Here is a 21469-nt window from a genome sequence, read left to right on the forward strand (position 1 = left end):
AAAACAAGAATGGTAACGTCATCAATTTATAAGAATGAAAACAAGGAACACAAGCCGTGATCGGTGTATTCCTTGCTATATCTTATTTGAAAAATCATAAGATTATACGAAACACCTGATTAATGCAGGTTTTTGTCGTTTTTTACCTGCTTTAATTTTTCAGGTGTAACATCATTTCCTTCAGGATCTATGATTGTTACTGTCTTAAGAGTATTAAACATAGAAGAACGGAAAGTCTGTAAATATTCTTTGCGCAGTGCTGATTGTTCCTTTGCCTCAGCTTCCGTTAAACCAGTTGTTTTCGCCTTATTTGCTAAAACATTTATGCGGGCGAGTTTGTCCTTTGGCAGCATATGGACAGCTCCTTTTCTATTTCATTAGCATAGATGTCATTTTAGTAGAAAATAGTTGAATTGACAAGGCTGAAGACTTAATAACACCGAAACAAGGTTTTGGTTTGAGGGGGATAAGGAGAAATACATATTTTTTTATGTATTTTGAATTTTTGTTGCTCTTTTAAAAGGAAGTAAAATTACAACTTCAGCTGGCACTTTCCGGCGAAAGGTAAACTGAACTTCTTGATCTTAGCTTCTACTGGGATTTAAGCTGACGAGTTGCAGTGCAGGAGTTGCACAACCCGTTCAGGTTCATATTCACAGGCATATTGATATGTTGTCCTAATATTTAGAGCAGCTATCCTTACCTTTATTTATATAACAACTGAGCAGGGTTGCTTTTCCAGTTGCTTAGCCAACAACCGGGGTACTTTATGTTTCTTCACTTAGTTTGTCTAAATGTTCCTGATAACGTCTATGTACGGTCGCTTTTGATATATTGTATCCAAATCCTCTTAACGTAGCGGCAATCTCAGAAAAAGTTAACTCATTCTTGCGTAAACGAATGATTTCAGTTATCGGTACTTCTATTCTCTCTCTGCCTGCATGCTCTCCACGGTTAGCTAAGTTTTTCTCAGGCTTATACCCTTTTTCAATCGCTCTTTGCATTCCGCGTTTAATTTTCACATTATGAAGCTTACGCTGATATTCTTCTACCATGCCTACTATTTTTAATACCATAGAATCTGACTCAGAAAGCTGGAGCTCTCCATTATGTGAGACGCTGAATAACTTAATATTCTCTTTCAGAATACAATGCAGAATCGCTATTTTGGCATTTCCCCTGCCGAGCCTTGTTTCATCCTGAATTAAGACGGCTTGTATATTTTCTTCCTTTATAAGAGACAGCAGCTCAAGAATTCCATCTCTCTCAAGGTCATAACCGCTCGCCTTTTCCTTTATAATTCTGCTGGGAAGAAATCCATTCTTATTCGCAAGCTGAAGCAATTCCTCTTCCTGCCGCTGAAGGGACGTCTCCTGTGTATCTTTATTTGTACTGACTCGGCAGTATATAATTGCGTTCATGTTTTACTCCTTTTTCAAATAGACTCTGTTCTATTCCCTGCTTGCAAGTTCTGTAATATGCGCAGCTTCATCGGCCTTTACTGGAATAGAAACGATATCACCAGGATGAATCTCTCCATTAATAATACCGTTTTGATTTTCCATCCACTGAACAAATTCAGCAGTTGAGTATTTATGCTCATCTGCAAACCTCTCTGCAATTCCCCATAAAGAATCATTTTCATTAACTGTTACAACCAAATACTGATTGCTGTCCTGATCATCCAAATGGATAGAGAGAATAAGAGAGCCGACGATACTTAAAAATACTAGAATAATAGCATAGCAATATGAATTCCACAATTTTTTCATGATAATCACCTCTAAAAGAATGTATGTTCGCATTTGATGTTTTTATTATAATACGAACATTTGTTTTGGTCAACAGAAAATTCGAACTTATGTTTGTATGTGTTTTAAAAGAATGGTATAATAAGGACAAGATATTAATAAAGGGTGCGTGATCCAATTTGAAACTATCAAAAAGACAGCAGGATATTCTTGAATTTATCAAAGATGAGGTACGGCAAAAGGGCTATCCCCCTTCCGTGAGAGAGATTGGGGAAGCAGTTGGACTTGCCTCCAGCTCTACCGTGCATGGGCATTTGGCCAGGCTTGAAAGTAAAGGGTTAATCAGAAGAGATCCTACAAAACCAAGAGCGATCGAAATCCTGGATCTTGAAGAAGCTCAAATTCCTAAAGTCACTACGATAAACGTACCAATTGTCGGTAAAGTTACAGCTGGACAGCCTATTACAGCAATTGAAAATGTTGAAGAGTATTTTCCGCTGCCGGAACGGCTTGCTCCTGCAGATGAACATGTTTTCATGCTCGAAATCATGGGTGATAGTATGATAGAAGCCGGTATTTTAGACGGTGATTATGTCGTTGTTAAGCAGCAGAGCACAGCGAATAATGGTGATATTGTAGTCGCGATGACAGAAGATGACGAAGCTACAGTTAAACGGTTTTTCAAAGAAAAAGATTATTTCCGCCTGCAGCCCGAGAATTCAACAATGGAGCCTATTATTCTCCGTCATGTTTCGATTCTGGGGAAAGTTACTGGTGTTTATCGACAAATGCACTAACTTTTCAAAAGCGTTAGCGCCATAATGCTTAATCAGCAAAAAAGATGCAGTCCAATCCTGCTGGGAATTGGGCTGCATCTTTTTTATTGAACATAGCTTTTTAGAGATATGATGAGACAGATCATAGATATTTCAAAGCGGCTAAGTAAATATCATGTTGAAAAGAATTGAAGTGCTAAAAAAGCAGGCAAGCTTTTTATGTGAACAATGCTTTTAACCGAAAACTCTTCCGCTCAATCAACGGCTTCTACAGAAAAATAACGAACCGAACTTTTGTTCTAGCAGCAATAAAAAACATATGCCGCAACACCTAGTTTATTATCTGAAAATTCGTTATAATTAACCATGCTATTTTTGGCAAATTCCTATATACTGGTAATACACCATGATTATACCTAAGGTCGCTTCAAAAAATCTCGACTTTAGGAGTGTGAAGGACGATGTTGATGAACATGTTACTGTCTTTCTGTATCGGTGCATTTGTCGGTGTAGCAGCGCATATTCAAAAAAACGGCAAACTGATCAAACCACGCAAAACTAAACGTTTTATCTACCTGGGATTCTTTGAAGATGTTGTTATGGGGTCATTAGCGGCAGTACTTGTGGTTTTATCTGCAAATCCTGATTCTGTCATAGCTGTTATTGTTACGGCCATGATCGCTGGACTTGGAGGAGAGGCCATCCTTAAAGGTTTGGATTTATTAAAGATACGAGAGAAAAAAGAATAGGCGTGCAACCTTTTGCACGCCTTATCCTTTCTAACGTCGATGCTCTACAAGGTCAATGACACCTAAAACGACGTGTGCTAATCCAAAGCCAAATAATGTATTTGCCATCATTTTGTTGCTGCCACGCTTTTGTTTAAGTGCATATCCAGTAGCTGTTACAGCCGTACCTAGTGCAGTCGGAATCATACCTTCACGAATGTTCATGTATTTCCCTCCACATCGATGTTAGTAGGTGAAAATTCTTTCACCCACAGATAGTATCAGCTTTCTTCAGCTTTACCACTCATGTAAAATACTCCAATTTTGCATTAGGGAAGAATTTTTCCATATAAGCATATAAGCTTTTTTGAATTTCCTCTTGTTCATCTTTTTGATATATATACTTCCCTATTCCGTATTTGCCCCATTTGTAGCGGCGTTTCTCCTCATCTAATTCAAGCTTTGTCATTGGGTAGTTTTTCTGAATAACTTTCTTTGCAGGCTTGGTAAATCGGTGCTGGATAAATTCAAATGTTATATCTTTTTTTGCATCTTCAGGAAGCTCATCATGAAGACGCTCGAACATATGATAATAGCCATCCTGCCAGCCTTCGTGCAAATAAATTGGCGCAACGATAAATCCAAGCGGATAGCCTGCTCTAGCTACCTTCCCTGCTGCTTCAATTCTTTTTGCCAGCGGTGATGTGCCAGGTTCAAAATTTTTAATGACATAATCAGCGTTTACACTAAAGCGAAAACGAGTTTTTCCATTATGTTCTGCATCCAGCAGATGATCAACATGATGAAACTTTGTAACAAAGCGAAGTTTTCCGTGTTCGGACTTGCCGAAATGTTCGATTGCTCTTTTTAAACTATGTGTCAGATGATCAATACCAACGATATCTGACGTACAGGATGCTTCAAATCGTGTGATCTCTGGTGATCTTTCTTCCATGTATTTATCTGCGGCATCTAAAATTTCATCCACATTTACGTACGTACGAATATACGGTTTGCTTCCCATTGTCGTCTGCAGATAGCAATAATGGCAATGGCCCATACAGCCAGTCGCAAAAGGAATGGCATATTCCGCAGAAGGTTTAGAGGTATCAAACTTCAATGTCTTTCTAATCCCTACTACTAAAGTAGATTTTGCTACTCTATATTTTTGAAAATCATTTTCTCCAGGCAAGTTGCGGATCTGATTATGAGATGTTGTGTATCGAATATCCAGTCCCATTTCCTTAAATCGATCGTATAATGTTTCACCGAGAGGATAATCAAGTGCATTTGGCTCAAAATAAACAAGCTGCGGCTTAAAAGGTCTCATCATATAATCCGTTTCCTCCATATATATTGCCGAAGTATTCTTGGTAAGCGGCTTCTGCTTCCTGAGGTGTCGAATAAACCGCCATTTCATTTGTCAGCGGATAATAGGTTTCATAGACAAATACCGCTAAAGATTGTGGATCTTCCGGGTTATTAACAACAGCAGCTTCCTGTATATTTGCGACATCCTGTGTATGCGGGTTTCGATAGAAGATATAGACGATATCTCCTGCCTGATAATCATAACTATTTTGATTGATTTCCATATTGATCACCACTTTCGAATTGTATACATTCATTTTGCCGATCATTGGAACAAATTATGATTTCTATATAGTGGAAATAGTTACTAAGAAGGTTTCGGGTAAGGATGATGGCAATGGTTCATACTAACGATGCTAAATAAATTGGAATGGAGATGAATGACATGGATTTACATGCGTCGAACCCTACTGAAGCATCTTTGCTGCATTATAAAGAAGGACTTGGAACATTTACGAAAAAGATGCCTGAGCTTGCTTCTCACTTTAATGCTTTTACAGAAGAATGTTTTCGCGAAGGTACGTTGTCCCAAAAGGACAAGCAATTGATCGCACTTGGGATCAGTCTCTACTCACAGGATGAATATTGCATTATTTATCATACGAAGGGCTGCCTTGACCAAGGCTGCAGTGAACAGGAAATCTTCGAAGCCATCGGTGTTACAGCGGCATTTGGCGGCGGTGCTGCCATGAGTCAGGCGGTTACTTTAGTGCAGGATTGCATCAATGACTTAAATAACCTTACACAATAATAAAAAACGAGCCGCTGATCATAGTGGCTCGTTCTCTTTTTCACCGGGAAGGAGTTCTTAATATTCTTCCATATGGGCCTTTTTGTTTGATTTAGCGGCATCAACCATCAGTAAAATGGCCGTGATGATATGCATCATCATTCCAACAATAGGAATAAGCCCAACAACAGATGTAACAATGCCTAAAATGCTGCCATGTTTCTTCTCGCCTTCATTCGCGCTAAACACAAGTGTGACGATGTGTAATACAAGCATGACAAATAATGGTGTCCAAGCAGTGCTTAAAATGAATAAGCCGCCCAATAAAGGAATACCCAGAGCTGCCTCAAAGCCGCCCGTTATCCACTTTAAAATGGTTGAGATTTTCACTTTACTTCCTCACTCTCATGTAAATGATCGATAATATTATATTCTTTTATGGACCACTTATCTTCATGAAAAACCATATTGTTCAGACAGGCATTCTCTAACCGAATGTGATTAAGCGGCTCAGCATCTAAAGCATTCGCTGCCAAAATGGCATGAATGACCGCCCCGTGAGCAACAAGCAATACTTTTTGATTTGAATATTTCCTATTGATTTTCATAAGACCATGCTGCAATCGGGTTGTTAATTCCTCCACTGTTTCCATGTTAGTGTACTGCTGATCAGGAAAATGCTCTTTTCGTTCAGCTGGTGTCATGCCTTCTGCTTTCCCAAAGTGCCTTTCGATAAAATCCTCCATCACGATCAAAGGTACTTCAACTTGATTTTGAATGATTTCAGCTGTTCTTTTTGCTCGTGAAAGCGGACTGCTTATAATAATATCCCATTCTTCTTGTTTTAAATAAGCTGCACAAAGCTCAGCCTGTTTAATGCCATTCGAGTTTAACGGTATGTCTGTGCTTCCCTGCAGTTTTCCCTCTGCATTCCAATCGGTTTGACCGTGTCTAACCATACAAAGTACTGTCAAAAATTCATCTCCCCATTATTTTATCTTTATGTACATGACCTTTATTGTGAGCTGATTCGTGTGTAATCAGGTAAATCTTCATATCATTTTAGCATATTTTGTTCGTTATTTTATGTGCATTTTCTAAATATATTGAAGAAGGTCTGCAGATGCCTTTGCTATATTTTAACGTCAAAATATGTTTTAATAGAAGTATACAAAATGAGGAAGGGAGAGAAATTTTTAGTGATTATGGATCCAATGAATGACATTTTTACACCATTTCTTAAACAAGCTTTAGATGCAACGAATGTCGGGGTTGTAATTACAGATCCTCAGAAAGATGATAATCCAATCGTGTATATAAATAAAGGGTTCACTAACCTTACCGGATATGAAGAAGCCGATGTGATCGGGAAAAATTGCCGCTTTCTCCAAGGAGCAGATACAGAACGCCATGTTGTTCAAGCCATTGCTCAAGGCATTAAAGAAAAAAAATCCATTCATGTCGAGTTAATCAATTACCGGAAAGATGGTACATCATTTCGAAATGAATTGATCATTGATCCGATTTATATTGAAGAAACAAATCGCACCTTTTTTATCGGAGTGCAAAAAGATGTGACCGAACAATATGAAACAAAAATGGAGCTGGAAGATACTTTAAAAGAAGTTCAAAGACTCTCCACCCCCATCGTACCAATTACAAACTCCATTTCGGTTATCCCTCTAATCGGTTCCCTCACATTTGAGAGAGTTGAAGTCTTATATAAAGAGATTTCAGCTTCAGAAATCATTAGACATAATCACTATGTTATTATTGATTTATCAGGCCTTGCCTTCTTTGATGATCAATTCGGAATTAATATTGGAAATATACATAAAATGCTGAACCTGCTTGGTATAGAGCTCGTTCTTACTGGCTTCTCGCCTAACATGGCCGTCTCCACTCAAAATTATAGTGAACAGCTAAGGAAAGTTAATGTCTATAAAGATATTAAAAGTGCACTGCAAGTCTTACAGAATGACTAAATATGTTTATCTTTCTTTTATTCGTGTATATAAAGAATAAGCACATACACTACACGATAAAAGGAGGCATAATCATGTCAGTCTTACAAAAAATTGCTTTAGTACTAGTCATTATAGGTGCTGTCAATTGGGGCCTAGTTGGTTTCTTCCAATTTGACCTTGTTGCCACAATCTTTGGCGGACAAGAAGAGATTGCTTCAAGAATCGTATACGGTTTAGTCGGAATCGCTGGTTTAGTATCCATCGGGCTATTATTTAAGCCAGTTACTGTAGAAGAAACAGACCGTTCTTATAGAACGAATCATTAATAGAGAAAACCGAGTCGGGGATGCTGGCTCGGTTTTTTTACATATAGGGACAAAGATTTTCACTGCAGTGTAGTCGTTTTTTTAGAGGGAGATCGTCCCTCCTCACCCAATACACTGAAAGCTGTGCTAATCATAGCTTCCCACTCTCTCTGGCGTTTCACTCTACTTGGTCCAACTAACTGACATTGTTAAATGGTCTTCTTGGAAAAGGAGATTTTAAATACAACTTTCTATAAAAATACTTCCCCATTTTTAGGGTTATATAATGGGAAATGAAGTGCAGTTATTTCATGGGATATTAAGCATTTAAGCTTTCTAACATTCGTTGTGAAGCAGGTTTTTAACAATGGGGGAGCTCGTACAAGCACCAGGTAGAACCATTCCATAGTAACACCGCTAATTTCAGCAAAAACACCCCGTAAATAATATTTACGGGGCAGTTTCAAAGTCTGTGCAAATTTGGAGTCACCTTGGGTGTTTAATTAATTTAAACCGCAAATCATGTTAGCTTGTAAACGCAGGATCGGCAAACCGGTTCTTGCGGGAATAAGAACTAATTCAGAACCGTTAAACTGACTAATAAATCCATTTGCCGTTTGCATAGCAGTTCCATTACAGCCCATATAAGTTACTTCAACAAGACTTCCTGCAGGTGTATTAGCAAGAAACCTGCGGATTTGAGCAGTAGTCATGCATGTTAGTGGATTCAGCTCTGGGTCTATCATTTGCTCTGACTCCACCTCTACTTCCATTTCCTGCTCTGATTCAGGCTCTAGTTCAAAAGCTTGTTCTGACTCAGGCTCTAGGTCTGTCGTTGGAAACACCATAGGATTTCTCCAAGTTGGAGGAAATGGAGCATTATTTCCATTCCCTGCAAGGGGTTGTTTACTTTGCTTCCAGAGTCCCCTTTTTTTCATATAGTTTTCAATCTTCAATACATATCACCTTCCTTTTTTTAAATATGTTTTATACTATTATTTTTAAAGTTTTTCGACTGTGCTTGTCCCCTTTTATTTTTGCTCAAAAATAAAATGAGTAATTTGCTATTGTTTTCTATAAAAAACCCCTTGATGCCAATGGCATCAAGGGGTTTTGGCTATTAATACATTTGCAGATACTGCTCGCGCTCCCATGGGTGAACTTGAGTACGGAACATATCCCACTCAATTTCTTTTGCTTCAAGGAAGTGTTCAAGGATATGCTCACCAAGAGCATCAACCATGATTTCATCCTTTTTAAGGTTATCAAGTGCACTTGCAAGTGTTGATGGAAGATCAACGATTCCTTCTGCTTCACGCTCTTCTTTGCTCATAACGTAGATGTTGCGGTCTACTGGAGCTGGAGGAGTTAATTTATTTTTCACACCGTCTAAGCCAGCTTTTAATAGAACAGCCATTGCTAGGTACGGGTTAGCAGCTGGATCTACGCTGCGGACTTCAACACGAGTACTTACGCCGCGTGAAGCCGGGATACGGATTAGCGGTGAACGGTTTCTAGCAGACCATGCAACATAACATGGAGCTTCATAACCAGGCACTAGACGCTTGTAAGAGTTAACTGTTGGGTTTGTAACAGCTGTGAAGCTTGGTGCGTGTTTAATAATTCCAGCGATGAAGTTGCGAGCTGTTTCGCTTAATTGCAATTCGCCATTTTCATCGTAGAAAGAGTTTTTACCATCTTTGAATAAAGAAACGTTACAGTGCATACCAGAACCGTTTACACCAAATAATGGTTTTGGCATGAATGTAGCATGCAATCCGTGCTTACGAGCGATTGTTTTAACAACTAGCTTGAATGTTTGAATTTGGTCACAAGCTGTAAGTGCATCAGCATATTTGAAATCAATTTCATGCTGTCCAGGTGCAACCTCATGGTGAGATGCTTCAATTTCAAAGCCCATTTCTTCAAGCTCAAGCACGATATCGCGGCGGCAGTTTTCACCTAAATCTGTTGGTGCAAGGTCAAAATAGCCTCCGTTATCGTTTAGCTCAAGTGTTGGCTCACCAGCTTGATCTAATTTGAATAAGAAAAATTCCGGCTCAGGTCCAAGATTGAAATCAGTGAATCCAAGCTCTTCCATTTCACCTAGAATTCTTCTTAGGTTATTACGAGGGTCTCCATCAAAAGGAGTTCCATCTGGGCTATAGATATCACAGATTAGACGAGCAACTTTTCCTTTTTCAGCTGTCCAAGGGAAAACAACCCATGTGTCAAGGTCAGGATATAGATACATATCAGATTCTTCAATACGCACGAATCCTTCAATTGAAGATCCGTCAAACATCATTTTGTTATCCAATGCCTTTTCAAGCTGGCTAATTGGAATCTCAACGTTTTTAATTGTTCCTAGAATGTCAGTGAACTGCAGGCGGATAAATTTTACGTTTTCCTCTTCTGCAATACGTGTAATGTCTTCTTTTGTAAACTTTGCCACTGGTTTTTCCTCCCTTAATGAATTACAAGTTTAATATTTTAATGGAAAAAGCGGGACATATCGCCTTGGCGGGTAGAGGTACGGTTGAAACGGCCAGCTTGCATGAGTTCTTTTCTCAGCAGCTTTCTCAATTCAGTATCCGTTAACTCCTGCCTCACTTTTTCTTCTTGCTTATTTAGTTCTGCAGAAACGGTTTGATCTTCTTTCACTAAAAACAGCTGCTTAATGCCAGCCATATTAATGCCTTGATCAATTAAATCTTTAATTTCTAATAGTTTGTCAATGTCGTTTAAAGAATACAGCCTTCTGTTTGTGTCAGTTCTTGCCGGAGAAATCAACTGATGTTCCTCATAATAGCGGATCTGACGCGCTGTAAGCTCAGTCAGCTGCATGACGATTCCAATTGGAAAAAGCGGCATGGAGCGACGGATTTCACTTCCAGTCAATCGTCTCTCCTCCTTTATTTGATTTCATGTGTTTATTATATGTAATGTTAGATTTCCTGTCAACCCAATGTTATGTTTTATGACATAAAAATTATTACACATGATTTTAACACATTCTCTTTATCTATTATGATTTCCTGCAAGGCTCGTTATGCTTTGATTTTTATTCTTTTGGGTGGTGTGTGGAGGGATCTGTTTTTTTATCGACAGGCTCTGTTTTTTGATGGCGGGCACTTTTGGGGGCGACTCAGTTCCCTTTAGGCTCTGTTTTTTATGCTGACGGCACTCCCGCGCGGGCTTAGTTCCCTTCAGCCTCCATTTTTCATGCTGGCGGGCACTTTCGCGCGGCCTTAGTTCCCTCCAAACTCCATTTCCCCCGCTGACGGGCACTTTCGCGAGACCTTCCTTCTCGCCAAACTCCATTTTCCCTGCAGAAAGGCACTTTCATCCATCCTTTCTAATCTCACCGTTTAAAAATCCCCACATTATGTATGAAAAAAAGACAGCTAAACTCAGCTGCCTTTCAAACATTCCCTATTAGAGTGAAATTAAACCCTTTTCCAGTAATCGATTCAATGCGATGCAGACGGCCATTTTTACATGGGAATAGGTCAGTCCGCCCTGGACATAAGCAGCATATGGCGGTCTGATTGGACCGTCCGCTGTTAATTCAATGCTGGCTCCTTGAATAAAGGTGCCCGCTGCCATGATAACATCATTTTCATACCCGGGCATGTAGCTTGCGTATGGGGTTACATGCGAATTGATTGGTGATGCAAATTGAATGGCCTGGCAAAAGGCAATCATTTTGTCAGGATCATCGAATTGGACGGCCTGAATTAAGTCTGTTCTTGGTTCATCCCATTTTGGTGTGGCATTCATGCCGAACTTTTCCAAAACAGCCGAGGTGAAAACCGCACCCTTTAGCGCCTGCCCGACAACATGCGGAGCAAGAAAGAAGCCTTGATACATTTCTTGAAGGCTGTATAAGGAAGCTCCTGCTTCCGCACCAATTCCTGGAGAAGTCATTCTGTAGGAACAAGCCTCGACCCAGTTTTTCTTGCCGACAATATAGCCGCCGGTTTTTGCCAAACCGCCGCCCGGATTTTTAATCAATGATCCTGCCATTAAATCGGCTCCAACATGGCATGGCTCCTGCTCTTCTACAAATTCTCCATAGCAGTTATCAACAAAAACGACAACATCCGGTTTGATCTCTTTTACAAAAGTGATCATTTCTTTGATTTGCTGAATTGTATAGGATGGTCTGGTTGCGTAGCCTTTCGAGCGCTGAATGCCGATCATTTTCGTATTAGGCTTAATCGCTGTTTCTACAGCCTGATAGTCAATGTTTCCTTCATTCGTAAGTGGAACACTATTATATGAAATGCCAAAGTCCTTTAATGAGCCGACCCCATCGCCTCGGATTCCGACGATTTCCTCTAATGTGTCATATGGTTTTCCTGTTATATATAAAAGTTCATCGCCAGGGCGCAGTACGCCAAATAACGCGATTGAAATGGCGTGTGTTCCTGAAATGATCTGCGGACGGACAAGTCCTGCTTCCCCGCCAAACGTTTGCGCATAAATGGCTTCAAGTGTATCTCTGCCATGATCGTCATATCCATACCCCGTTGAAGGGATAAAGTGCGAATCACTGACTTGATGATCCTGGAAGCTTTTTAAGACGCGATATTGGTTTTCGTCGATCCGCTCGTCAATTTTCTTTAGTATAGGTGCAATTTGTTCTTCAGCTTCCTTTACAATCGGCTGAATTTTTTCTTGAAATGATAAATGTTGAAACATGGTGTTCTCCTCTAGATTTTATATTGTTTTAAGCTGCCCGCTATTTGATGGTCAGCCATGTAAAACCCTTTACACATATATTCTTGTGTTTCTTCATTAAAAACAAGCTCGCGCAAGACGGTATCGTTTTTCAGCTGTGAAAGAAGCTTTCCTTCACTTGATGGAACAGATACATGGTATTCTTCCATCATCTGCAGCATATGCTGTTCGATTTTTTGCTTTAAAAGCAGTCGGTCTTCCCCGTCTAAAGCGCTGATTTGAATCATATCTCTGCCTGAAGTCGGCACAAAATCCGGATGGATCGCATCTCTTTTGTTGTAAACCGTGATTTGCGGAATTTTTTCATCCTCAAGTTCTTCAATCAGCTTTTGTACTGTTTGTTCATGCTGAAAGTAATCGGGATTTGACATATCAACAACATGAAGCAGCAGATCAGCTTCCTTTACTTCTTCAAGCGTTGATCGGAAAGCAGCGATTAAAGCAGTCGGCAAGTCCTGAATGAAGCCAACCGTATCAGTCAGCAGTGCAACAAAACCGCTTGGCAGCACAATTTTTCTTGTCATTGGATCTAATGTAGCGAAAAGCTGATTTTCTTCAAAAGAGTCGGCTTCGGATAGCCGGTTAAATAATGTTGATTTACCGGCATTTGTATAGCCAGCCAGCGCAATTTGAAAGACTTTGTTTTTCTTTCTGCGCTCTCTGTATCGCTCACGATGTTTTACGATCGAATCTAATTGCTCTTTAATATCATCGAGCCTGCGGCGAATATGACGGCGATCTGATTCCAGTTTTGTCTCACCAGGTCCTCTAGTTCCAATTCCGCCCCCAAGTCTTGAAAGCTGTGTCCCTTGTCCAGCAAGGCGTGGAAGTATATATTGCAGCTGAGCTAGCTCGACCTGCAGCTTTCCTTCACGCGAGCGGGCGCGCGTTGCAAAAATGTCTAAAATAAGCTGTGAGCGATCAATAATTCGTGCTGACACATTGGCAGATAAATTCCGGACCTGGCTTGGGGAAAGCTCATCATTAAAAATAATCAGATCGGCTTCCAGTTCTTCTTGCAGAGCGGAAAGTTCTTCAACTTTGCCTTTGCCGATATAAGTAGAAGGGTGAACCCGTTCTCTTTTCTGCGTTAATTCAGCAAGCACAGTACCTTTGGCTGTTGATGTCAAAGAAGCTAGTTCTTCCATTGAATATGTAAAATGCAGATCGTCCTCTTCTGTCTGGCAGCCAACGAGGATTACTTTTTCAAGCTCATGCTTTTGTTCCATCTGTCTCCTTCTTTCCTTTCGTTTCTGTGATTATCATATCAGATTCTTGTTCTATTCACTAATCTGGAATGTAATTTATCTTTACATTCCCCTTAGCAAAGGCAAACATGCAATCATTTTGGAAAGTGATTTTTTTTAAGATGAAAAATTTATTTTTTCTGTAAAAATCAGTTGTAAAACATAATATACGTGGTAAAATTTATATGTTTGCACACATAGATATTACAGCATAGAGGAGAACAAATATGGCTTGGGATGTTTTAAGCATGATTGGTACAATTGCATTTGCAGTAAGCGGTGCCATTGTAGCGATGGAGGAAGAATATGATATTTTAGGCATTTATATATTAGGGATTGTGACGGCATTTGGCGGCGGGGCGATTCGGAATTTGCTGATTGGGGTACCCGTCTCGGCCTTATGGGAGCAAGGAATGTTTTTTCAAATTGCCCTGCTTTCCATCACAGCTGTGATGCTTTTCCCGAATCGGTTATTAAAGCATTGGCAGCGATGGGGCAATTTTACTGACGCGATTGGCTTATCGGCATTTGCCATTCAAGGAGCGCTTTATGCGACAGAGATGAATCATCCGCTCAGCGCTGTATTGGTTGCGGCTGTTTTAACAGGAAGCGGCGGCGGCATGATCCGCGACGTGCTGGCCAGAAGAAAACCTCTTGTCCTTCGATCAGAGATTTATGCCGTGTGGGCAATCTTGTGCGGATTGGCAATTGGCATGAAAATAGCAGTCAATTCTTTTGAACTGTATGCATTATTTGCAATTATTACCGCACTGCGCGTACTTTCATATACGTATAAATGGAAACTCCCGACAAAACGCTTGGGAACTTAGAAAAGCGGAAGCGCCTTGCTCAGCCCCGAAAAATTACAGGGCCGGTTCAAGATACTTCCCATAGCTATAAAATAAATTATTTCTTACCTTATAAAAAAAGAGACATGAGTGAATTTTCTTCTACTCATGTCTCTTTTTCTTTTCTTATGCAACCTGTTGTGTAGTCATGTTTCCTCAAGGAGAAGGTCATTACTCCTAATCGTCATCAGTTCATGGCGGTCATATATATTTTGCATTAATAAACGCATAGCTTGGGTGCGGATGGATTTTTCAATCACATTGCGGACATAGCGTCCATTCGAAAAACTATTAGAACTATATCCGTTTTTCACATCATACAAATGCTCTCTTAATTTCTTTTCTGCTTCATGACTTAATGTGTATTCTTTCTCCTTCAACATCAGTTCAGCAATTTCCATTAGCTGATCAATATTGTAATCGGGAAAGTCTACAACAAGCGGGAAACGGGAATGCAGACCAGGGTTTAGGGTTAGGAAGAAATCCATTTCTCTTGAATAGCCTGCTAAAATTAAGATAAATTCATGCTGTTTGTCTTCCATATGTTTGACAAGCGTATCAATGGCTTCTTTTCCAAAATCCTTTTCTCCGCCGCGTCCAAGTGAATAGGCTTCATCAATAAATAGGATCCCGCCGAGCGCTTTTTTAACAAGGTCTCTTGTTTTCTGAGCAGTATGGCCAATATATTCTCCCACAAGATCCGCTCTTTCCGCCTCAATCAAATGCCCTTTTGATAGCACATTCATCTTATGAAACAATTTGCCTATCAGTCTTGCGACAGTGGTTTTCCCAGTGCCTGGATTTCCTTTGAACATCATGTGAAGCGCTTGTTTTCCAGCTCGCAGGCCAGCTTCTTCTCTTTTCTTATTAATGTATATCCAAGCATAGATTTCTTTTATTAATCTTTTCATCTCTTCCATGCCAACCAGCGCGCCAAGCTCTGCTTCAATTTCCTTTAAGGCGGCATGCTCTGCTGGGAGCTGCTTTGGTGCTGCTGGAGCATCCGGCAGTTCCTTTGTATATGTTTTCTTTTTTTGCGAATTTAGAACAATGCTGATTTGCCCATTATTTTTTAAGCGAATCGGCTGATCCAAATGCCTTCACCTCTCATTCTTAGGCACAGTTGTAAATGATGTGTGTAGGGTCAATTGCCTGAATTAGAGGAAGCCCAAGCTTTATCTGTAACTGGTACAGTTCCCTCCGTACGAATCGATTTTGGTGTGATGTTTGATCTTGTTAAAATAAAACTTTATTAATATATATTCGGATAAACGGAAAATCATTAGTACAAATTGAAACTCGGCCTAATATATTTGTTCGATGGAATTGTGAATGAAGAGGTTAGGTGGGAAGAGTGACAGGATCGGTACTGGAAAAAACGGTTGTTGTAATTTATAAAAAAAATAAAAAACTGAGGCTGGGCCAAAACGAAATTAGTATTTATAAAACACGAATGTTCACTTTAAAGGTTTACGTGTTTACACAAGCCCGTTCCACCTGCGCTCCAGACCCTCGCTTTCCATGGGGAGGAAGCTGAGCCTCCTCGGAGCAAAGCTCCTGCGGGGTCTCAGCTTTTCCTCTATTGCCCATAGGAGTCGAGGGTCCTCCGCTCCATTTCACTCATATTTAGAAATATTAAATGTTAAACAAATAAAAAACCGAATGATTGGAAAGATTTACTCTCTAATCATTCGGTATGTGGTTGTGTTAAATACTTATGTCCCAGCCTCAGTCTTCAAAATTTTATTTCTGGCCTTCCATATCAAGCTGAACATTTCGCTGTGGAGCGAAAGTGGAAATAGCATGCTTATATACGAGCTGCTGCTTACCTTCTGATTCAAATAATACAGTAAAATTATCGAAGCCCTTTACTTGCCCCCGGATTTGAAAACCATTTAAAAGAAAAACGGTTACATTTGCATTGTCTTTGCGGAGCTGGTTTAAAAATTGATCTTGAATATTAATGGATGTTTTCATCGTGTATCCTCCTCTTTTATCTCTAGTAATATGTATTCGATTTAACTCTGAGCTTTCCTTCAATATGGAAACAAATTTCAGCGAATTTTTTTTGACGCTGTTCTTCCTCCAGCGCTTTGGTCATATCAAACCATTCCACATCCATTTTGTTTCTAAACCAAGTCAGCTGCCTTTTGGCATATCTTCTTGAGTTTTGTTTCAAATTTTCTATGGCAGTTTCAAGTGTTGCTCTGCCTTCAATATAATCATAAATTTCTTTATATCCTATTGCCTGTATAGATGGACAATTGCGGATTCCTTTTTCGTAGAGGCTTTCTACTTCCTTCAGCAACCCAGCTCTCATCATGAGATCTACTCGTTCATTAATGCGCTGGTACAGCAAATCGCGATCCATTGTAAGACCAATGATAGAGGTATTATATAATAATTCCGGCTGCTGCTTCTCCTGCCATTGTGAAACGGGAATTCCTGTGCAGTGGTATACCTCCAATGCTCTTATCACACGCCTGACATTGTTGGGGTGAATATTTTCTGCACTTGTAGGATCCATTTTTTCAAGCTCTGCAAATAAGACTTCCGATCCTTCAATCTCTGCTCTTTTTTCGAGTTTTTTTCGAAATTCCTCATCAGATGGTGCATCTGAAAATTGATAATCATAAATGACCGACTGTATGTATAAACCTGTTCCGCCAACAATGATTGGAAGCTTTCCGCGGGAAGAAATGTCTTCGATCTGACGGCGGACAAGCTGCTGAAATTCTGCAGCTGAGAACGCTTCATCCGGCTCTTTAATATCGATTAGATAATGTGGAATTCCTTCCATTTCAGCAGGACTGATTTTGGCCGTCCCAATATCCATGGTTTTATAGATTTGCATTGAATCGCCGCTAATAATCTCACCATTATACTTTTTAGCAAGCTGTATGCTCAAGTTCGTTTTCCCTACTGCTGTTGGCCCAATGACTGCGAGGAGTTTTTGTTTTTCATTCATATTGTTCACACTGCCTTTTCAAACGAATGACCGATTTTCTAGGTCTTACCTTATCGTACCATATCAGTCGATGGTTTTTTAGAGGGGAATGTCCTGCTTTTGTTAATTGAGCCTTGAACATCTAACCATTATAAACAGTTTATCATTTGTTTATGCAGCGTTTCATTACATTTCAGGAATAATTTTCACAGGAGATTACAATTCATTAACGTTTCAATAACAAACACAGGTTTCGACATCTTTCCGTGTTATTTTAGGTGAAGGCTACATAGACCTTCAAAAGAAAACAGAATTGGGTGAACAAATATGCTATCTTCGAGTGAAATTGGAATTGATTTAGGAACTGCTAATATACTTGTATACAGTAAAAATAAAGGAATTGCTTTAAATGAGCCATCTGTTGTGGCAATTGACACATCAACTAATAAAGTCTTGGCTGTTGGGCATGAAGCGAAAGAAATGATCGGGAAAACGCCTGGCCGCATTATTGCCATTCGTCCTTTAAAAGAAGGCGTAATTGCCGATTATGATACGACAACTGAAATGATCCGTCATGTCATGAACAAAGCATCTAAAAAGCTCGGCTTTGCGATCCGCAAGCCAAATGTTGTTGTCTGCACTCCGTCAGGTTCAACAAGTGTTGAACGAAGAGCGATTCATGATGCAGTCAAAAATGCTGGAGCTAAAAAGGTGCATTTGATTGAAGAGCCTGTTGCTGCAGCAATCGGAGCAGATTTGCCGGTGGACGAGCCTGTTGCCAATGTCATTGTCGATATTGGCGGAGGTTCTACAGAAGTTGCCATCATTTCATTTGGCGGTGTCGTGGCATGTCACTCCATTCGCATTGGAGGCGATCGCCTTGATGAGGATATCATTCAGCATGTCCGCAAGGAATTCAATGTACTGATCGGCGAAAGAACTGCAGAACAGATAAAGATTGAAATCGGACATGCCTTAATTGATCATGAGGAATTGAAGATGGATATCCGCGGACGGGATCTTGTGACAGGGCTGCCTAAAACGATCACATTAACTTCCTATGAAATTCGGGATGCAATGAAAGAATCAATGCTTCATATTTTAGAAGCGATTCGAGCCACTTTAGAAAGCAGCCCGGCGGAACTGAGCGGCGATATAGTCGATCGGGGTGTGATACTAACGGGAGGTGGTGCTCTTCTAAATGGAATTCAAGAATGGATTTCCAAAGAGATCTTTGTTCCTGTCCATTTGGCGCCAAGTCCGCTTGAATCCGTGGCAATAGGCACAGGCAGAGCATTAAAGTTTATTGATAAACTGCAGACTGCAGTAAAGTAAAGGATTCATTGGTCAGAAAAAATGTCCGGAGATTACTTAGCGGTAATCCGGGCATTTTTTGTTTTTTTGTGAGTTTACATATGATAATAATGCAGTTTTTTTATTAGAATAAAAGATTCCTTAATGAATTTATGCACTTTTTAATTAAAAATTTGGGTTCTATCTACATATTTGAGGCTTTCTATTAAGTTTTGGAGTTAATTTGAAGTATTTGTGGATTTTTCCAGCTAATTTTTTGGGGTTCATTATCAATTCACAGGGCTTTTTATTAGATATTGTGGTTTTCCTATTAAACTTTTTGGCTTTCCTATCAAATTCGGCGGATATCCTATCAAATTTTTTGGTTATCCTATCAAATTCTTCCGTTTTCCTATCAAATTCACAGGTTTTCCTATCAAACTACCGAAATTAAGAAGTTAAAGTATGCAAGTGGTCCGAATCATATAAAATTATACCCTTATTATGTTAAAATTTACTAACTAGCGGTAACAGGAAGTTTAGGAGGAAATGTCGTGTTGAGGAATTTTGGTCTTGCCAGTTGCTTAGGTTTGATTTTGTTGTTTATTGGCTATTTTGCTTTAATCCTTTTTAGTGCAGAATGGTATATGGATTTGAATGGAATTAGAGGTCATGAAACAAATACGATTTATATGCCTATTTTTTTTGGGGGCGGCCAGCTTCTGTCTCTTATTCTCTCCTTTGTAACTGTTCAGCTCTTACGTGGAATTGCGATCTATATGAAAAGAAAAAAAGAAAGGTAAGATAGAAGACTTTCTAGATAAAAGAAAACGCTTGGGAATCTCCAAGCGTTTCTTTGCTCTATCGGTTACATCACACGCTTAAACATTTTTTCGAGCTCATAAACCGAGTAATTTATAATGATCGGTCTTCCATGCGGGCATGTAAAAGGATCGTTTGTCTGGCGAAGTTCATCCAGTAAGGCTTGGATTTCGTCATTGCGCAGATGGTGGTTAGCTTTGATGGAGCCTTTGCAGCTCATCATAATCGCCGCCTCTTCACGCAGCTTTTTGACATCTACTTTTCTCATGGAAAGCAGCTGTTCAATCATATCTTCAATGATATCCTGTTCATCACCTGGCGGAAACCATTGCGGATGAGCACGAACGATATAGCTGGTTGGTCCGAATGTCTCAAGAAACACGCCGACTTTTTCCAACTCATGCTGATACTCATTTATCTTAAGCATCTCGTCTGTTGAATACTCAAGTGTAATGGGGATCAGCAGCTCCTGCAGTTCTTGAGCGACCTGTCCGACTTTTTCTTTAAAAAATTCATATTTTATCCGTTCTTGAGCGGCATGCTGATCGATAATATATAAGCCTTTTTCATTTTGCGCAAAGATATATGTTCCGTGCATTTGCCCGATCGGATACAGAGGCGGCACACGTGGTGCTGCATGCTCAGTAGTGGATGATACACCAGTATGCTGGACGACATCAGTTGAAACCCATGCTACTTCTGGAGCTTCTGCAGGAATAAATTCTTCAAGTGCTGCCGCTTCTCTTTCTATAGGTCTATCCTCAGCAGGTAAACTCTGCTCAAGCATGTCCGGTACATCCTCATACTCTGATTGAGACACAAATACTTCCGGCTCCGTCTCTTTGACCAATGAAGCTGACGCCTTTTCCGGCAAATGATCAAGCTCTAAAAAGGTCTGCTCGTCTTTTGGCTTTGGAGCAGCAATGGGTCTGGAATAACCTGCCGGAATAAGCTCTTGCTTTTTAAAGACATTCTGAAGAGATGTTTTAATCAGCTCTGTTAATTCATTTTCCTTACTGAGGCGCACTTCCATTTTCGAAGGATGAACATTGACATCCACAAGCTGCGGATCCATGATGATATTCAGCAGAACGATCGGATAACGGCCAATCGGAAGCAATGTATGATATCCCTCCTGAATGGCTTTTGCCAGCGAATAGTTCTTTATAAACCGGCCATTAATCATGGTCGATATATAGTTTCGGGAAGCACGAGTCACCTCTGGCAATGCAGCATAGCCACTGATGGTGAAGTCCAATGATTGAGCTGTTACTGGGACCATTTTTTTGACAATATTCATTCCATAAATACTTGCTAAAACCTGCCTTACATCGCCTTTACCGTTCGTATGAAGCAGTTTGCGTTCATTATGAATGAGTTTAATCGAAACCTCAGGATGTGAAAGAGCAATCCGGTTAACGACATCAGTAATATTGCCAAGCTCTGTATGAATCGTTTTCACATATTTTAAGCGGGCAGGTGTATTGAAAAATAGGTCTGTTATGCTAATATCCGTTCCTTTTCGGGCAGAAGCCTTTTCCATCACTTCAACCTTTCCGCCTGATAAAACAAGACGGGTGCCAGCATCGCCTGTGCTTGTTTTCAGCTCAACATTGGAAACAGAAGCGATACTTGGCAAAGCCTCGCCTCTGAATCCAAGTGTTTTAATGCGGAACAGGTCATTTTCATCTTTAATTTTACTCGTCGCATGGCGATGAAATGCATTTAAAACATCTTCCTCTGCAATTCCTTCGCCATTATCTATTAATCTGATTTTGGCAAGTCCAGCCTCTTCTAGTTCAATTTCAATGATGGTGCTTCCTGCATCGATGGCATTCTCCAGCAGTTCTTTTACAACAGAGGCTGGCCGTTCGACAACCTCGCCGGCTGCGATTTTATTTGAAAGGGAATCGTCCAGCTGTATGATTTTTCCCATTT

General features: G+C 40.0%; 25 protein-coding genes. 8 read left to right on the forward strand and 17 right to left on the reverse strand.

Annotated features, from left to right (window positions below; translation table 11 throughout):
• Nucleotides 1-119 precede the first annotated feature (119 nt).
• The 3 genes from B7E07_RS13405 to yneA all read right to left on the reverse strand — a co-directional run bounded on the left by B7E07_RS13405 (nt 120) and on the right by yneA (nt 1772).
• On the reverse strand, nt 120-353 hold the full coding sequence (locus tag B7E07_RS13405; RefSeq protein ID WP_080846339.1) for a DUF896 domain-containing protein: 234 nt from the start codon (nt 351-353) through the stop codon (nt 120-122).
• A 414-nt stretch (nt 354-767) separates the two neighbouring features.
• Complete coding sequence (locus tag B7E07_RS13410; RefSeq protein WP_080846340.1) at nt 768-1421, reverse strand: YneB family resolvase-like protein; 654 nt, start codon at nt 1419-1421, stop codon at nt 768-770.
• Nucleotides 1422-1451: 30 nt separating this feature from the next.
• Nucleotides 1452-1772 (reverse strand): cell division suppressor protein YneA, encoded by a 321-nt coding sequence (gene yneA, locus B7E07_RS13415; RefSeq protein ID WP_257391452.1) that lies wholly within the window; start codon nt 1770-1772, stop codon nt 1452-1454.
• A gap of 158 nt (nt 1773-1930) precedes the next feature.
• Here yneA and lexA point away from each other — a divergent pair, with 158 nt between their 5' ends.
• The gene (gene lexA, locus B7E07_RS13420; RefSeq protein WP_080846342.1) at nt 1931-2548 is read left to right on the forward strand and encodes a transcriptional repressor LexA; all 618 of its coding nucleotides are present in this window, start codon (nt 1931-1933) and stop codon (nt 2546-2548) included.
• 440 nt (nt 2549-2988) lie between these two features.
• Entirely contained in the window at nt 2989-3276 is a 288-nt protein-coding gene (locus B7E07_RS13425; protein WP_080846343.1) for a DUF4257 domain-containing protein, read from the forward strand.
• 30 nt (nt 3277-3306) lie between these two features.
• Here B7E07_RS13425 and B7E07_RS13430 read toward each other — a convergent pair whose 3' ends face one another.
• From B7E07_RS13430 to B7E07_RS13440, 3 genes are all read right to left on the reverse strand, one after another.
• The gene (locus B7E07_RS13430) at nt 3307-3480 is read right to left on the reverse strand and encodes an asparagine synthase (RefSeq protein ID WP_066446296.1); all 174 of its coding nucleotides are present in this window, start codon (nt 3478-3480) and stop codon (nt 3307-3309) included.
• 79 nt (nt 3481-3559) lie between these two features.
• A complete protein-coding gene (gene splB, locus B7E07_RS13435; protein WP_080846344.1) occupies nt 3560-4588 on the reverse strand; it encodes a spore photoproduct lyase in 1029 nt (342 codons plus the stop codon).
• Nucleotides 4572-4850: a transcriptional regulator SplA domain-containing protein gene (locus B7E07_RS13440; RefSeq protein WP_080846345.1), complete on the reverse strand. Its 279-nt coding sequence runs from the start codon at nt 4848-4850 to the stop codon at nt 4572-4574. Before B7E07_RS13440 ends, splB begins: the two co-directional genes overlap by 17 nt.
• 161 nt (nt 4851-5011) lie before the next feature.
• Between B7E07_RS13440 and B7E07_RS13445 the strand changes: the two genes are divergently transcribed.
• Nucleotides 5012-5377, forward strand: a complete 366-nt coding sequence (locus tag B7E07_RS13445; RefSeq protein ID WP_080846346.1) for a carboxymuconolactone decarboxylase family protein — start codon at nt 5012-5014, stop codon at nt 5375-5377.
• 57 nt (nt 5378-5434) lie between these two features.
• On the opposite strand, the gene B7E07_RS13450 is transcribed toward B7E07_RS13445, so the two are convergent.
• Nucleotides 5435-5746: a hypothetical protein gene (locus tag B7E07_RS13450; RefSeq protein ID WP_080846347.1), complete on the reverse strand. Its 312-nt coding sequence runs from the start codon at nt 5744-5746 to the stop codon at nt 5435-5437.
• Entirely contained in the window at nt 5743-6330 is a 588-nt protein-coding gene (locus B7E07_RS13455) for a histidine phosphatase family protein (RefSeq protein WP_080846348.1), read from the reverse strand. The genes B7E07_RS13450 and B7E07_RS13455 overlap by 4 nt, the downstream gene beginning before the upstream one ends.
• 201 nt (nt 6331-6531) lie before the next feature.
• Between B7E07_RS13455 and B7E07_RS13460 the strand changes: the two genes are divergently transcribed.
• Together B7E07_RS13460 and B7E07_RS13465 are read left to right on the forward strand one after the other, a co-directional pair.
• Nucleotides 6532-7341: a YtvA family blue-light photoreceptor gene (locus B7E07_RS13460; protein ID WP_080846349.1), complete on the forward strand. Its 810-nt coding sequence runs from the start codon at nt 6532-6534 to the stop codon at nt 7339-7341.
• 74 nt (nt 7342-7415) lie between these two features.
• On the forward strand, nt 7416-7649 hold the full coding sequence (locus tag B7E07_RS13465; protein WP_080846350.1) for a DUF378 domain-containing protein: 234 nt from the start codon (nt 7416-7418) through the stop codon (nt 7647-7649).
• A gap of 482 nt (nt 7650-8131) precedes the next feature.
• Here B7E07_RS13465 and B7E07_RS13470 read toward each other — a convergent pair whose 3' ends face one another.
• The 5 genes from B7E07_RS13470 to hflX all read right to left on the reverse strand — a co-directional run bounded on the left by B7E07_RS13470 (nt 8132) and on the right by hflX (nt 13603).
• On the reverse strand, nt 8132-8584 hold the full coding sequence (locus B7E07_RS13470) for a hypothetical protein (RefSeq protein WP_080846351.1): 453 nt from the start codon (nt 8582-8584) through the stop codon (nt 8132-8134).
• Nucleotides 8585-8748: 164 nt separating this feature from the next.
• On the reverse strand, nt 8749-10083 hold the full coding sequence (gene glnA, locus B7E07_RS13475; RefSeq protein ID WP_080846352.1) for a type I glutamate--ammonia ligase: 1335 nt from the start codon (nt 10081-10083) through the stop codon (nt 8749-8751).
• A gap of 38 nt (nt 10084-10121) precedes the next feature.
• Nucleotides 10122-10529: a MerR family transcriptional regulator gene (locus B7E07_RS13480; protein ID WP_080846353.1), complete on the reverse strand. Its 408-nt coding sequence runs from the start codon at nt 10527-10529 to the stop codon at nt 10122-10124.
• Nucleotides 10530-11066: 537 nt separating this feature from the next.
• Nucleotides 11067-12335, reverse strand: a complete 1269-nt coding sequence (locus B7E07_RS13490; RefSeq protein WP_080846355.1) for a methionine gamma-lyase family protein — start codon at nt 12333-12335, stop codon at nt 11067-11069.
• A gap of 11 nt (nt 12336-12346) precedes the next feature.
• Nucleotides 12347-13603, reverse strand: a complete 1257-nt coding sequence (gene hflX / locus B7E07_RS13495; RefSeq protein ID WP_080846356.1) for a GTPase HflX — start codon at nt 13601-13603, stop codon at nt 12347-12349.
• Nucleotides 13604-13848: 245 nt separating this feature from the next.
• Between hflX and B7E07_RS13500 the strand changes: the two genes are divergently transcribed.
• Entirely contained in the window at nt 13849-14451 is a 603-nt protein-coding gene (locus B7E07_RS13500) for a trimeric intracellular cation channel family protein (RefSeq protein WP_080846357.1), read from the forward strand.
• Nucleotides 14452-14615: 164 nt separating this feature from the next.
• Here the strand turns inward: B7E07_RS13500 and spoVK are convergent, their stop codons facing one another.
• From spoVK to miaA, 3 genes are all read right to left on the reverse strand, one after another.
• Nucleotides 14616-15563, reverse strand: coding sequence for a stage V sporulation protein K (gene spoVK, locus B7E07_RS13505; RefSeq protein WP_080846358.1), 948 nt, complete (start codon nt 15561-15563; stop codon nt 14616-14618).
• A gap of 649 nt (nt 15564-16212) precedes the next feature.
• Nucleotides 16213-16446 carry an RNA chaperone Hfq gene (gene hfq / locus B7E07_RS13515; protein WP_066446348.1) on the reverse strand — a complete coding sequence of 78 codons (234 nt, stop codon included), beginning with the start codon at nt 16444-16446 and terminating at the stop codon, nt 16213-16215.
• A gap of 22 nt (nt 16447-16468) precedes the next feature.
• Nucleotides 16469-17437: a tRNA (adenosine(37)-N6)-dimethylallyltransferase MiaA gene (gene miaA, locus B7E07_RS13520; RefSeq protein WP_080846360.1), complete on the reverse strand. Its 969-nt coding sequence runs from the start codon at nt 17435-17437 to the stop codon at nt 16469-16471.
• A gap of 306 nt (nt 17438-17743) precedes the next feature.
• Here miaA and mreBH point away from each other — a divergent pair, with 306 nt between their 5' ends.
• Both mreBH and B7E07_RS13530 read left to right on the forward strand, forming a co-directional pair.
• Nucleotides 17744-18751 (forward strand): rod-share determining protein MreBH, encoded by a 1008-nt coding sequence (gene mreBH, locus B7E07_RS13525; RefSeq protein ID WP_080846361.1) that lies wholly within the window; start codon nt 17744-17746, stop codon nt 18749-18751.
• 512 nt (nt 18752-19263) lie between these two features.
• On the forward strand, nt 19264-19512 hold the full coding sequence (locus B7E07_RS13530; protein WP_080846362.1) for a hypothetical protein: 249 nt from the start codon (nt 19264-19266) through the stop codon (nt 19510-19512).
• Between the two features lie 65 nt (nt 19513-19577).
• Here the strand turns inward: B7E07_RS13530 and mutL are convergent, their stop codons facing one another.
• On the reverse strand, nt 19578-21467 hold the full coding sequence (mutL, locus tag B7E07_RS13535; protein ID WP_080846363.1) for a DNA mismatch repair endonuclease MutL: 1890 nt from the start codon (nt 21465-21467) through the stop codon (nt 19578-19580).
• Nucleotides 21468-21469 lie beyond the last annotated feature (2 nt).

The organism is Cytobacillus gottheilii, assembly GCF_900166665.1.
Lineage (GTDB): Bacteria > Bacillota > Bacilli > Bacillales > Cytobacillaceae > Cytobacillus > Cytobacillus gottheilii_A.